This window comes from Paenibacillus sp. ALJ109b (assembly GCF_010747435.1).
In the GTDB taxonomy this organism is placed as follows: Bacteria; Bacillota; Bacilli; order Paenibacillales; family Paenibacillaceae; genus Paenibacillus; species Paenibacillus taichungensis.
In genome coordinates this window covers 304339-318130 of sequence record NZ_JAAIFP010000001.1, presented here as the reverse complement: position 1 = coordinate 318130, position 13792 = coordinate 304339, and the positions used below count along the sequence as shown (strand labels likewise).

Here is a 13792-nt window from a genome sequence, read left to right as displayed (position 1 = left end):
TTCTGTATTCGAATGTGCTAAGTTAGGGGAGCAGAAAGAACACTGTTGAATTTAAATATACCGATCAGTACATTATGATTCGGAATAAACATACTTCACGGTTTGACGCGCTGTCAAGAGTTGAATTGAAATGTTTGATTGTCTTCTTTATATATCGAGATGGATTTGACATGAGAATTGGATCTAGATAAAATAGTTATATACTGATCGATACATAAAGAAGGTGAATACATGGTTAGACAACGGGAATTTGATACGGATCAGGCATTGGAAGCGGCAATGCAGATTTTTTGGGATAAGGGCTTTGAAGCGACATCCTTAAGTGATTTGACAACAGCTATGGGGATTCAGCGTCCCAGTCTATATGCGGCTTTTGGTGACAAAAAGGAATTGTTTGAAACGGCACTTCGCAGATATACGACTTTGCATGCCGCTCAGGTCAGATCCAGGCTTCAACATACATCCTCTGTAAAAGAAGCCTTCCGTGCTTTATTTGAACATATCGGAGCAGAAGGGGATGTGACAGATGCTCGTCACGGCTGTTTTTGCATCAATACGATGGTTGAACTGGCTCCGCATGACCCCAAATTCGCTGTCCTGACACGCGAGCACCAGATGTATCTGGTAGCGATTTTCAAGGAGACGATTGAACGGGGGCAGGAAACAGGGGAATTGTCTAATGATCTCGACTCAAGTGCGTTGTCCAAGTCTCTGGTTGTATCGATGATTGGATTGACCGTGATGATGAAATCGGAGCCGGATCGCTCATTTGTGCAGCAGAGTATTAAGGTTACGTTATCGTTGCTTGAGGAATGAGGGAAGGATTTCATTTTTAGAAAGGGTGTTCATATGGAGCGTTATTTTCATAGGATCTACCTTGTCGTTTTATACATTATAGGTGTGCTGCTAACGACATACGGCGGGATGGGGATCATCAAGTTCAGTTTGATTGTGATTGGCATACTTGCTTTTATTGCTATTGTGGGTTCGCTGACAGAGAATGATCAATCGAAATTAGATACGATTTTTCTGAAAATACGGTCCTTGCTTCAAGTGGCGATGGCCATACTGATCACGGCGCTGCTTTTCAAGCTGTTCTGAAGTGAGAGCGACAAGCGGGAATCTGTTCCTGCTCTTTTTGTGTCTGAGGACATTGGGCAGATGAGGGCTTGAGTTGATACAATACAGATAGGGTATAGATTAAATTAGGGTGTATACTATGATTTACATATTCGGGTAACATGTTCAAAGAATGTTTGATGATGCACATATATGAGGAGGAGATTCAACCATGCAGACGAAGTTGCGTTGTGCCATATTGGATGATTATCAGAATGTAGCCCTTTCTTCAGCGGATTGGACTCCTATCCTGGATCGAGTTGAGGTTCAGACGTTCAATAATTACTTGGGATCAGAAGAGAAGGTCGTTCAGGAATTGCAGGATTTTGAAATTATTGTCTTGATGCGTGAGCGTACACCTTTTCCTGAATCCGTGATTACACAATTGCCCAATCTTAAGCTTCTGATTACAAGCGGCATGCGCAATGCCTCCATTGACCTCCAGGCAGCGGAAGAAAGCGGTGTAATCGTGTGCGGCACGGAAGGCAGCTCGAATCCTCCGACTGAACTCACATGGGCGCTGATACTGGGTCTGTCCAGACAGCTGGTAACTGAAAATAACGCACTGCGCTCCAATCGGAATTGGCAGAGTACAGTTGGCATGGATTTGTACGGAAAGACATTGGGATTGCTCGGTTTAGGCAAGATTGGCAGCCGAATGGCAGAGATTGCACAAGCCTTTGGCATGAATGTGATCGCCTGGAGTGAGAATTTGACACAGGTAAGAGCAGAGGAACAGGGAGTCCAATGGGCAGAGACCAAGGAACAGTTGCTTGAACAAAGCGATATTGTTTCCATTCATCTGGTGCTCAGTGATCGCACTCGTAATCTGATCGGACGAGCCGAGTTGCAACGGATGAAAAATACCGCTTTATTGATCAATACGTCCCGTGCAGGCATTGTGAATCAAGAGGCCATGGTCGAAGCTTTACAGAATGAGTGGATTGCCGGGGCGGGTCTGGACGTATATGAACAGGAACCTCTTCCTGTGAATCATATGTTGCGTACACTGCCCAATCTGCTGGCAACGCCGCACCTGGGTTATGTGACTCAAGGCAACTATGCCATTTATTTCAACCATACCGTAGAGGATATTGAGATGTTTATGAAAGGAACACCGATTAGACAATTGCTTTCGAAGAAGTAATTGCTCGGAGATGGATTTGAGATAAAAGGATGTCAATAAAGATAAAAAAAGGTGTTTCTCAGGAACAAGTTCATTCCTGGTGAACACCTTTTTTGTGTTTATCGAAGGTTTGGATTGTCCATTAAATCCGGTGACTTCACAATCATTCTTCTGCGGGTGGTCCTTGTGAAGATGAGCGGATCATGGCAACGCTGGAGCCGCGCACAATTAACCGTGGCTCAAATTGAATATGTTCGTAATCCGTGGTGCTCATCTCTCGAATCCGTTTTAACAGCAATTCCGTAGCAAGTCGGGCCACTTCCTCGCCCATAATCGAGACTGAACTGATCTGCGGAGACGTAACGGTAGTCCATTGGTTATTATCGACACCCACAACAGCGATGTCTTCAGGGACACGAACGCCGAGTTCTTTAAACCGATTTACCAGTCCGATGGCCACCATATCGTTAATCGCGTATACGGCATCTGGCATGTGAGTCAGCCCATAGAAATAATCCGCTGCATTAGCTCCCGTATTCAATGAGAAATCTTCTCCGAAGTAAACAAGCGAGATATCTACATGTCCCAGTGCCTGCTCATAAGCTCGATAACGTTCTTCAATAATATCTTTGGGGGCACCGGCGTATGCGATGCGGGTCCGTCCAATCTTAATCAGATGTTCCATCACCAGTTTCCCTTCTGGCTGTGAAAGAGAAACGACATCTGCTTTCATGCCAGGGTCCAGCTTTTTACCGTAATTGATCATGGAAATGGGAAGGGGAGCTTTATCAATTAAGCCAGACAACGTTTTGGGATATGCCAAAGGCATGAAAATAAGCCCGTCCACATGCAGTTTTTTGATCGTACGAATGGTTTCTAGTTCCGTTCGTGCATTACCCGCCGTATTGATTTGAACCACATGATACCCATGCTGCTTCGCCGTTTGTTCAACAGACCAAGAGATCTCGGGAATGATGGCATTGCGGATGTCGGGTACAACCAGTGCGATCTGATGCGTTTGGCGTATTTTCAAACTTTGAGCAGAGGTATTGGGGACAAATCCCAGTTCCTCAATGGCCTGCATGACTTTATCCCGTGTTTTGTTGCTGATGCCATCGGAATTGTTAATGGCTCGGGAGACGGTAGCGATACCTACACCTGCAAGTTCTGCAACGTCCTTGATCGTAACCTTCTGATCTTTACTCACGTTTAGTTAACCTCACTTCATCGGAAACGATTCCGAATTTTGAAAATATGTACGAATGAAATGACAATCCTATACCTTGATTATAACATTTGAGCCAATAAGTATCCTGTGAATACGATTAAAGAGCAGAGATGTCTGTTGCTTTCCAAAAGAACCGAATAGATAAATAGAGATAAATCGCGCATTCTATATCAATTGAATTAAAAATATACACGAGAGAGAACGGACAGAAAGCCACAGAGCAAAAAATGATCAATACATTGAAAACGCTGGCATTACAACAGAATTATCGACTTAAAATTCATAAGATAGACATATGTGTGACAAATTATGTTTGACAGCCTATTTAAAATGTGACATATTTAACTTACGGAAACGTTTCCGATTATATCAAAACTTATGATCTGGGAGATGAAACAAATGAAAGCATTGCGTTGGCATGGAGTAAAAGATTTGCGTCTCGAAAATATTGATGAACCCCGCCCTGAACAGGGGAAGGTTAAAATAAAAGTGGAGTGGTGTGGAATCTGTGGCAGTGACTTGCACGAGTACACTGCTGGCCCGATCTTCATTCCGGCTCAAGCACCGCATCCGCTAACAGGGGAACAAGCACCTGTTGTGATGGGGCATGAATTTTCAGGACAAGTCGTTGAAGTAGGAGAAGGTGTGACACGTTATAAGGCAGGTGACCGCGTTGTAGTGGAACCGATCTATGCATGTGGTCATTGTGAAGCCTGTAAACAAGGGAAATATAATTTGTGCGATCAGATGGGTTTCTTGGGCCTAGCTGGTGGAGGCGGAGGTTTCTCAGAGTATGTTACAGCTGAGGAATATATGGTACATGCCATTCCTGATTCCATCTCATACGAGCAAGGAGCGTTGGTGGAACCTTCCGCAGTAGCTCTTCATGCTGTTCGTCAAAGCAAACTGAAAGTTGGCGACACTGCAGCTGTTTTTGGTGCGGGTCCAATCGGGTTGTTGGTTATTGAAGCATTGAAAGCTTCTGGCGCATCGGATATTTATGTAGTGGAATTATCCGAGGAGCGTAAAGCCAAAGCGGAAGAACTTGGCGCCATTGTTATTGATCCTACACAATACAATGTGGTGGAAGAAATCCATGCGCGTACACAAGGTGGCGTGAATGTAGCTTATGAAGTAACGGGTGTACCACGGGTGCTGCAACAAGCGATTGATTCAACGCGTATTGGCGGTGAATTGATGATCGTCAGCATTTTTGAACAGGAAGCACCAATTCTGCCAAACTCCATTGTTATGAAGGAGCGTACGGTCAATGGCATTATCGGTTATCGTGACGTATTCCCGGCTGTAATTAGTCTGATGGCTAAAGGTTTCTTCCCAGCTGATAAGTTGGTAACCAAACGAATCAGCCTGGACGAAGTGGTAGAGCATGGATTTGAAGCACTGCTGAAAGAGAAAAACCAGGTTAAAATTCTGGTGAAAGCAGAGTAACTTTACCAAGCGAATCACAAGCCGAAGTAATAGAGTGGAAGTCAGCGGATGGAAACAGGCACCTAGATGGAGCTCAATTGGAACTGATCCGCAATCGGTAGGCAACCACCAAAAAAATTATGACAAATAGACAACGTATCTTCGGATGCGATTGTCTATTTTTTTTGCACGGAGCGGGCGGAATTTGTTGCAAGTGCGTTTTGTTTTACATAATATGAAAAGATACAAATTGTATCATTTTGGTGTAAAGGTGTTATCTCATAAAAATGAAGGAGGAAGCGGACATGCAGAGGAATACGAAGTGGGCGGCCGTGATTTTGACGGTTGTTGCAGGCATGGGCTGGTTGCTTATGGGTAATTCGAAACCCAAAAACAATGTTTCCACCGATCAGCAGCCGACTGCCGAACGGGCACTTGCTAAGGTGTCCAATGCACCCATCACATCAGCCGATGTGACGTCCAAGATCGAGTTGCTTGGAAAACCTTTTAAGAAAGCACCGTATGCCAACAATGTCTGGGATTTGCAATTGTACAGAGGAAAAATATATATGGGTCACGGGAACAGCAGTAATTTAGGTGTTTCACCTAATGCGGGTCCGATTCCAGTCGTTTATTACGATACAGCCAATCCCAAATTTATAACCCAGGCCGTCACCAATAACAATCCGAGCATCGTTCCTTCGACCAAATTATTCGTAGATGAGGAACAAATAGACATTTATAAAGTGCTGAACGACAAATTGTATATTCCCGGAAATGATTCGGACGGTGAGCAGTGGGATATGGGAAACTTCTACCGGTTAGACGGAGATGTATGGACAAAGTATCGTAATCTGCCGTTAGGTGTACACGTATACGATTTGGCGTCCTATCAGGGCAAACTGTTTGCAGCGCTGGGTACCGAGCAGAAACCTACTGTGTTAATCTCTCATGATCAAGGAGAAAGTTGGCAAAAATTCGCAACCATCAATACGTTTGGCTTCAGGGCATATACGCTATTTGAGATCAAGGGCAAATTATATGCTTCAGGCATGATGTATCCTGCCAATAATATTTGGGGCGATAAAACCAATATATTAGAGATTAATGAGAGGCTTGAAAAGAAAGACGTCGTCATCTATGGTAGCAAAATGCTCCCGGGATTATCCTATCAAACGGGCACCGTCCCGTATAATAAAATAGGGAAAAACATTAATTTCAACAATAAGCTGCTTTATATTGTCGGAGGGGTATTCAATGATGGGCAACTGTTACCTAAATCCTTGAATGTCATGACCGACATTAATCAGGCAACGCGCGTCATTTTGCCAGATGCTCAAGCTCTTCCTACGGATCTACTGCTTCGGGAAGGGAAAGTCTATGTGCTTACCTACACTCGCAAAAGTGCGAATCTCTATATAAACCGGGTATATCAATCCACAGATCTGACCACATGGAATGAAATTCTCCGTTTTAACCAGGACACGTACGCCAAGTCTTTTGAAGAACACGAAGGTGATTTCTACTTTGGACTAGGCACAGACCCCGATGTTCTATCGACTTCATCAGGCAAACTGCTGAGAGTTAATCGCAATGATATCCCTGTTAATTCTAATTAAACGAAAGGAAGATTATGGATTATATACTATGCTTCATCCACATTTTTGGTTACAGAGAGAGCCGTTTAGGTTAACTGTACAGGGCAGGATGAGATCGTAGAACTTCTTAGATGAAGCTACTTCGGGCTTGCCCTATTTTGTGTTCAAGAGATGGGTAGTGCCTCTTTATCGAAAATTTGAAAATAAAAATTAGAAACTTTAAAATAGAAAGGTGATATATGTTAATCAATTCACTGAATAACTTCTGTGGTAGTAATACAAGAGCATGTGCAAGAAAGTATACATGTTTTCTTCCAATCTAATCGTAAAGGAGCATTACACAATGAATGTACCGTCAGCTTTGTTTAAATCATTTACCTCGGACAAGCTTACCCTGTCCAATCGGATCGTCATGGCACCCATGACTCGTGGATTTTCGCCCGAAGGAGTACCCGGACCAGAGGTCGTGGAATACTATCGTCGCAGAGCAGCCGGAGGTGTAGGGCTGATTATTACGGAAGGAACGGGTATTAACCACCCTTCATCCATTAGTGGCGCGAGCATTCCGCTGTTCCATGGCGAAGAATCACTGCAGGGTTGGGCGAATGTAGTCAAAGCAGTCCATGAGGCAGGTGGCAAAATCATGCCACAATTGTGGCATGTGGGTACAGCCCGCCGTTCTGGCGACCTGCCTAATGCAGAAGCTGAGCCGGTAGGCCCATCGGGAATAAGCATGGCAGGTGAACCTGAGAGACAACCATTGTCAGAAGACGAGATCAGGGGTCTTATCCAGGCGTTTGCCCAAGCAGCGGCAGATGCGCAGCGTATCGGTTTTGATGGTATTGAGCTTCACGGGGCACATGGCTATCTGATTGATCAATTCTTCTGGGAGCATACCAATCGTCGTACGGATAAATACGGAGGTGATCTTACACAGCGCACGCGTTTTGCGGTTGAAGTTATTGAAGCATGTCGCGCTGCAGTAGGTCCTGACTTCCCGATTGTACTTCGTTTCTCCCAATGGAAAATGGGGAACTACGACGCACGTTTGGTGGAAACACCAGAACAACTGGAGCAATTCCTTGCACCCCTCACGGCTGCAGGTGTAGATATTTTCCACTGCTCGACTCGTCGATTCTGGCTGCCGGAATTTGATGGCTCAGAGCTGAGTCTTGCAGGCTGGACACAGAAAATAAGTGGCAAGCCGGCGATCTCTGTTGGATCAGTAGGGCTCGAGGCTGAATTCGTGGACAGAGCGAACGAAAACCAGGGAACAGGTGACGCTCATCTGGATCAGTTGAACGAGAAGATGGAGAATCATGAATTTGACTTGATCGCGTTGGGGCGTGTACTGCTGAGTGATCCGGAATGGCCGAACAAAGTTCGCGAAGGACGTCAGTCCGATATCGTTCCTTTTACAGTGGAAGCGTTGAAAACACTCTAAACTGAAAATAAACCTGATGCCGCCGAAAGGCGGCTTTTCGTATGATCAGGTAAGCAGGTAATTATGGTTGTCTGTTTTTCTGTGACACTGTTTTTCTGTTACAATATATAGTACATAGAGGGGTGAATGACGGTGCTGGATACGATTGATAGCCATATTTTGCGGCGTTTGGCCCAGAACAGCAGAATCTCGTACACTGATCTGGCCAAAGAGGTCGGCCTTTCAGGGGTAGCGGTTAAGGAACGTATTGAACGTCTTGTAAATCAAGGAATTATTGAGCAATTTTCGATTGTGATCAGTGCCGAGAAGCTTGGGAAAAAAATTTCTGCTTATCTTGAGCTGGAGGTTGAACCCAAGCATTTGGATAAGATTGTGGCGGCGCTGAAAGAAAACGAGCGGGTGGCCGTGCTTTATGAAATGACGGGGGCTTGCATCCTGCACACCCACATTCTTGTGGAGAGCATCGAGGAAATGGAACACTTCATGAACGAATCGATTTACTCTCTGGAAGGGTTGGTTCGGGTGGAAAACCAGATTTTGTTGAAGCGTCACAAAAACCAGGATGGATTGAATATTTAACGAACAAGAACCGTCAGGCTCTGAAGACTAACGGTTCTTGTTTATTTCCTTTACAGAAACAGAAGAGTGTGATTACTCCGTTTTGGACAATTTTGCCCGGTAGAAGGTTACGAAATATTCGCTGACTTCTGCCAACTTCTGATCGTTATATTGAATAGGCGCCGTCAATTTGATCGTTTCCTCATTAAACGTAGCCGTTGTGGCACCGATTTTGGCCGAGAGTGTATTGCCGTTATATTGAATGGTGATCATTTTTGTTGCTGGGTCCCATCCGATGTCTGCCCCGAATTGTTCAAAGCTGTTGCGCAGCAGTGCACGCTTCTGTTCTTTTTCCCCGAAGATTTTTTTGTTGATGATGCCATGAATGCCCCAGTTACCGTCAACAACCTGCGTAATTCCGAAATCCGTTGAAACGGACATCAGTGAATATGCTTCATCTTCAGTCAAATCCATGCCTCTCATCAGAAAAGACTTCGTTTTGTTCGCCGCGTCCTTCATCGCTTTATCCAGGGAGGATTGCTTAAAAATTTCTGTCTGTGCATCCTTGCCCAGTTCGGCTAAATGGTTCGCATAGCTGAAGCCGTGAACAACCCATTCGTTTTCATTCTCAAGAAGTGGGAAGTTGAGCGCCTTCAACTTGTTGCCCAGCTCCGCTTTTTTGTGAAGAATGAGCTGGATATCCCCGGTCACGGATGTTTCGATCGCTGTTCCGTTCAATTCGGAATCACCTTGACCTGCATGCGGATCACCCACAGAAAGCAGTGCTCCAGGTACTGATACCGGATAATACATCGTTGCCCCTTCGGTTACGCGCCAATCGTCGATATTCCCGCCGTAATACGATGGTGGAACGGAATCGACAACATCAGCTTCTTTGGGAGCCACGCTCATTGTGCCAAAATGCAGCCGGACAGGGACGTGAACGCCTTTTAGCACATCATAGTTCTCATCCACTGTCGAGTGATCAACGATAACACCCGGATAATCTATGGTTGGATGAACTGTGCCGCTCGGATCGGTCTGCGGTGTCCAGCGGTAACTGTACAGTGCCTTGGCGTAATCATTGCCGCCTTCCGTCTCCATTTCATATATCGTAACAACCTCACGTGTATTCGGCGTTTCTTCCATCTCACCATATAAAAGGCCCCAGTTTGCAGCTACATTCGAACCATAGGTTTTACCGGCATATTCCCCGTTTCCGCTGGGGCGCAGCTTCATGTCTAAAATCTTCACTTCAAGTACATCGCCAGGTTCAGCGCCCTCGACTGCAATCGGTCCCGTCATGATATGTACGCCAGGTCCACGATCAGCCTCATGTTTTTCCGTTTCGCTCCAATGGAAAATATCTTCTGCGCCGGCATCACCTTTGATCATGCGTTCATAATCATCGCCGGAGTGGTGCGTAACAGCTTCCACCGTGACGATATCCCCCGAATTAACCGTAAGCACGGGATCACCTTTCCCGATATTACCCCAGCGTACATGTTCCGATTTCGCTTCAAGATAATGTGTTTTCGGAACGCTTCTAACTTGATCTGTGTCAGCAATTGCAACATAAGAGGCTGGTTCCATTAATAAAACAGCAGAAAACGCAGAGAAAACCTTCCATATTAACCGATTTCTCATTCGAAAATCACTCCCATTGGATATAATGTTATTTTACTTAACATGATATGAATCAGAGTATAACAGATGTATTTTAGGTTAACAATATAAAGTTTTTGTTTTATTTTTCATATTTTTTAAAGTTATTCATCCGATATTCTTAAAATTATTAGATCTCCAAATTGAAATGCTTGATAAACATTAGCTGCTTTTTGTCTTCCTATAGTAATAATTTCAATATATGAAAAATTCACAATAGAAAACCATTTTTTCGCACCGCTAATACCTTTTCTCATCCCCTTCAATCACACACGCCTTAAGGAATAACACCATGAAGTACCACGCTTTAACCCCACAAGTGGAAAATTTTTTTGCGTTTTTAGGCTGTATCTTCAGAATTTGTACTGGAGCCGTCTAATTTTGAAAATGAACCACCTTATGATAAGGTTATGCCTGAACCACATTCAGCCTGAATGACAACAACGTTTAAGGAGGATGACCATCCTTGTATATCCATAGTCGCAAGTTAAAAAACAAACACATAAACAAGCTTCAAATGTTGTTCCTACTATTCGGAATAGTGCTGCTCTTATCCGCATGTGGGCAGTCACAGAAGCCTTCATCGTCAGAGCAAAATAACAATAATGCCGGAACGGAGACCAATGAGAATTCAAACGCAGGTGCAGATGATCAGGATGATCAACAGAATACAGTGCCTCCGCAGGAAGAGAAAGATCCGCTAGAAGAGCAGCTCGACCAATTGTCTTTGGATGAGAAGATCGGACAAATGATTCTCGCGGGTGTTCAGGGGACCACTTTGGATGCTCAAGCGAAACAGATGATCACGGATCAGAAGGTGGGAGGGATTATTTTTTATGCCAATAATGTCTCGACCGTGCCAGGAACAGCAAAGTTCGTACAATCCATTAAGGATGCCAATCGTTCCAATCCGGTTCCGATTTTCATGAGTGTGGATCAGGAGGGTGGCAAAGTTAGTCGAATGCCAGAAACGGTAGAGTCTATACCCTCCAATAGGAAAGTGGGCAAGACGAAGGATGCTGATTTGGCTCAAACGATGGGCAAATTGTTAGCAAGACAAATTCAGCTGGTAGGTTTTAACGTCGATTTTGCTCCAGTGCTGGATGTAAACAGTAATCCAAATAACCCGGTGATTGGGGATCGTTCATTTGGAAGTTCAGCCAGTCTGGTCTCCCGAATGGGTATAGCCGAGATGAAGGGGCTGCGCGATGAAGGAATTATTCCGGTGGTGAAGCATTTTCCTGGTCATGGAGACACATCAGTGGACTCCCACTTGGACCTGCCTGTCGTGAATAAAACAGAAAAGCAACTTGCCCAGCTGGAGTGGATTCCGTTTGAGGCAGCAATGAAGGAACAGGTGGAAGCGGTTATGGTAGCCCATATTCTGTTTCCGAAGCTTGATCCCGACCATCCGACATCCTTGTCGGACGTCATTATTGGTCAGCAGTTGCGTGGCAAATTCAAGTATGACGGTGTGGTCATCACAGATGATCTGAGCATGGGCGCGATCGCGAAAAATTATAAGTTGAACGATGCCGCCGTGGCGACGGTTCAAGCAGGGAGCGATATTCTGCTGGTAGCTCACAGTTATGAGAGTGCCAAGACTATTTTTGATACACTGAAGGACGCAGTGAAGTCAGGGAAGATTTCAGAATCCCGAATTAATGAAAGTGTATATCGAATTCTGGCTTTGAAACAGAAGTATAACTTGTCCGATGAGGAGCAGCCGTCTGGAGATTTGAAGCAGCTGAACGCTGACATTGTGGATTGGCGCAAGAAGGTCGATGCCCGATAGTACCTACCTGTGTTATGATTTTGGAAAGAGAATTGCATATTCCATTATGACAGGTTAGAGGTGAGACCTTTTTATGTATACGATAATGATTATTGAAGATGATCCGAAGATTGCGGGCCTTCTTCAATCCCATATCGAGCGATATGGTGACAGGGCCGTTGCGGTTGAGGATTTTGAGCAGGTCGTCCAGCAGTTTGAACAAATTAAGCCGCATGTCGTGCTGCTGGATATCAACTTGCCGAGTTACGATGGGTTCTATTGGTGTCGCCAAATTCGTTCCATTTCCACATGTCCGATTATTTTCATCTCGGCCCGGAGTGGCAAAATGGATCAGGTCATGGCGCTTGAGAACGGTGCGGACGATTATATTACGAAGCCGTTTGAGCATGAGATTGTCATGGCTAAAATTCGAAGTCAGCTGCGCCGGGTGTATGGCGATTACGCTGCGCGTCATGAAGAGCGCAAGGTGGAACTGGATGGACTAACTGTTTATCTGGAAAGATTGGAGATGGAGCTCGGTGATCGCAAGATACAGCTGACCAAGAAAGAAACCATTTTGCTGGAGACGTTGCTGCGTCGCAGTCCCAAACTGGTTAGCCGTGAAACCATTTTGGAAAAGCTGTGGGACGATTCCTTTGTGGATGATAATACACTTAGCGTGAATGTTACCCGCGTGCGTAAACGATTGACTGAGCTGGGAATTACAGATGCGCTGGAGACGGTAAGAGGTTCAGGTTATCGACTCAACAGTAATTGGAAGGCATCTTCGCCCTCATGAAGTTGTTTATCAAAGAACATATTGTACTGACTTGTTGGGTAATCGTTGTGCTGCTCACCGTCGTTGCGGTCTTCTGGTACGACGGCTATGACCACTGGTTAACGGCCACGTATGCGGTATCTCTGGGGTTAGTGCTATACGCAGCCTATCTCATTTATCGGTATCTGTCCCATCGCATGTTTTATTCCCGGATGTCCCATCGAATGAATGATCTGAAAGAATTTGTTCCAATGAATGAGCCTGCTCCCTTGCCGCAGGCATTGTCAGAACTGTTGGACTCACAGTACGGTCATTATTATGCTCATCTGCATCGTCTGGAACAGCGTCAACAGGAATACCTGACTTTTATGAATCAATGGGTTCATCAGATGAAGACACCTTTGTCCGTCATTGAACTGACGGTTGAGGATCAGGAGGATGAGGATCCCCGTTTCATCAGCATTCGAGAGGAAGCAGACCAGATGAGACGAGGTCTGGAAACAGTGTTGTACATGGCGCGGTTGGAGACATTTGAACAAGATTTCAGTGTGGAACCGGTATCCCTCAAGGCGGCCGGAGAAGAAGCAATCCATGAGCTGAAACGATTCTTCATTCGCAATCACGTATATCCCGAGATGAAAATTGATTCTGCGATAATGGTTCAGTCGGATGCAAAGTGGATTCGGTTTGTCCTCGTACAGCTGTTATCCAATGCCATCAAGTACTCTTCCGGGGGAAAAGGGCAAAAAGTAACCATCCAGGCCCATGAATCCACACGATCCATTATTCTTGAAGTGAAGGATCAGGGAGTGGGTATTCCCAAGTCGGATCTTAACCGAGTGTACCAGCCTTTTTTCACCGGAGAGAATGGGCGTCACTTTAAAGAATCTACGGGTATGGGACTGTATATTGTTAAGGATGTCCTGACACGAATGAATCATCGAATTGACCTTACATCCGTTCAGGGAGAAGGGACAACGGTAACCATTACATTTGAAATCTAAATATAAAGCGCATAATGCAGAACGAAATGAGAAGACGTCTGGTGCCCTGACAGGGATCGGCGTCTTTCTC

Annotated in this window: 13 protein-coding genes; 10 read left to right on the top strand and 3 right to left on the bottom strand. The window is 45.0% G+C overall.

Annotation, left to right across the window (positions count from 1 at the left end):
* The first annotated feature begins 231 nt into the window (after window positions 1–231).
* From G3352_RS01275 to G3352_RS01265, 3 genes are all read left to right on the top strand, one after another.
* A complete protein-coding gene (locus G3352_RS01275; RefSeq protein ID WP_076291034.1) occupies window positions 232–816 on the top strand; it encodes a TetR/AcrR family transcriptional regulator in 585 nt (194 codons plus the stop codon).
* A gap of 33 nt (window positions 817–849) precedes the next feature.
* Window positions 850–1101, top strand: coding sequence for a hypothetical protein (locus G3352_RS01270; RefSeq protein WP_163753115.1), 252 nt, complete (start codon window positions 850–852; stop codon window positions 1099–1101).
* 190 nt (window positions 1102–1291) lie between these two features.
* Window positions 1292–2266, top strand: coding sequence for a D-2-hydroxyacid dehydrogenase family protein (locus G3352_RS01265; RefSeq protein WP_163753113.1), 975 nt, complete (start codon window positions 1292–1294; stop codon window positions 2264–2266).
* A gap of 142 nt (window positions 2267–2408) precedes the next feature.
* On the opposite strand, the gene G3352_RS01260 is transcribed toward G3352_RS01265, so the two are convergent.
* The gene (locus G3352_RS01260) at window positions 2409–3452 is read right to left on the bottom strand and encodes a substrate-binding domain-containing protein (RefSeq protein ID WP_163753111.1); all 1044 of its coding nucleotides are present in this window, start codon (window positions 3450–3452) and stop codon (window positions 2409–2411) included.
* 420 nt (window positions 3453–3872) lie between these two features.
* On the opposite strand from G3352_RS01260, the gene G3352_RS01255 reads away from it, so the two are divergent.
* From G3352_RS01255 to G3352_RS01240, 4 genes are all read left to right on the top strand, one after another.
* Window positions 3873–4922 carry a 2,3-butanediol dehydrogenase gene (locus tag G3352_RS01255; RefSeq protein WP_099852668.1) on the top strand — a complete coding sequence of 350 codons (1050 nt, stop codon included), beginning with the start codon at window positions 3873–3875 and terminating at the stop codon, window positions 4920–4922.
* Between the two features lie 284 nt (window positions 4923–5206).
* On the top strand, window positions 5207–6520 hold the full coding sequence (locus tag G3352_RS01250) for a hypothetical protein (protein WP_163753110.1): 1314 nt from the start codon (window positions 5207–5209) through the stop codon (window positions 6518–6520).
* A 322-nt stretch (window positions 6521–6842) separates the two neighbouring features.
* A complete protein-coding gene (locus tag G3352_RS01245; RefSeq protein WP_163753109.1) occupies window positions 6843–7943 on the top strand; it encodes an NADH:flavin oxidoreductase in 1101 nt (366 codons plus the stop codon).
* 132 nt (window positions 7944–8075) lie between these two features.
* Window positions 8076–8522: an Lrp/AsnC family transcriptional regulator gene (locus tag G3352_RS01240; RefSeq protein WP_082935283.1), complete on the top strand. Its 447-nt coding sequence runs from the start codon at window positions 8076–8078 to the stop codon at window positions 8520–8522.
* A gap of 72 nt (window positions 8523–8594) precedes the next feature.
* Here the strand turns inward: G3352_RS01240 and G3352_RS01235 are convergent, their stop codons facing one another.
* Together G3352_RS01235 and G3352_RS01230 are read right to left on the bottom strand one after the other, a co-directional pair.
* Window positions 8595–10094, bottom strand: a complete 1500-nt coding sequence (locus G3352_RS01235) for an acetamidase/formamidase family protein (RefSeq protein ID WP_240342878.1) — start codon at window positions 10092–10094, stop codon at window positions 8595–8597.
* A gap of 176 nt (window positions 10095–10270) precedes the next feature.
* Window positions 10271–10423, bottom strand: a complete 153-nt coding sequence (locus tag G3352_RS01230; protein ID WP_163753107.1) for a hypothetical protein — start codon at window positions 10421–10423, stop codon at window positions 10271–10273.
* A gap of 209 nt (window positions 10424–10632) precedes the next feature.
* On the opposite strand from G3352_RS01230, the gene nagZ reads away from it, so the two are divergent.
* The 3 genes from nagZ (at window position 10633) to G3352_RS01215 (ending at window position 13722) form a co-directional block, all read left to right on the top strand.
* On the top strand, window positions 10633–11961 hold the full coding sequence (gene nagZ / locus G3352_RS01225) for a beta-N-acetylhexosaminidase (protein WP_240342877.1): 1329 nt from the start codon (window positions 10633–10635) through the stop codon (window positions 11959–11961).
* Between the two features lie 73 nt (window positions 11962–12034).
* On the top strand, window positions 12035–12739 hold the full coding sequence (locus G3352_RS01220) for a response regulator transcription factor (protein WP_053782085.1): 705 nt from the start codon (window positions 12035–12037) through the stop codon (window positions 12737–12739).
* Window positions 12736–13722 (top strand): sensor histidine kinase, encoded by a 987-nt coding sequence (locus tag G3352_RS01215; protein ID WP_163753106.1) that lies wholly within the window; start codon window positions 12736–12738, stop codon window positions 13720–13722. Before G3352_RS01220 ends, G3352_RS01215 begins: the two co-directional genes overlap by 4 nt.
* Window positions 13723–13792: the final 70 nt, after the last annotated feature.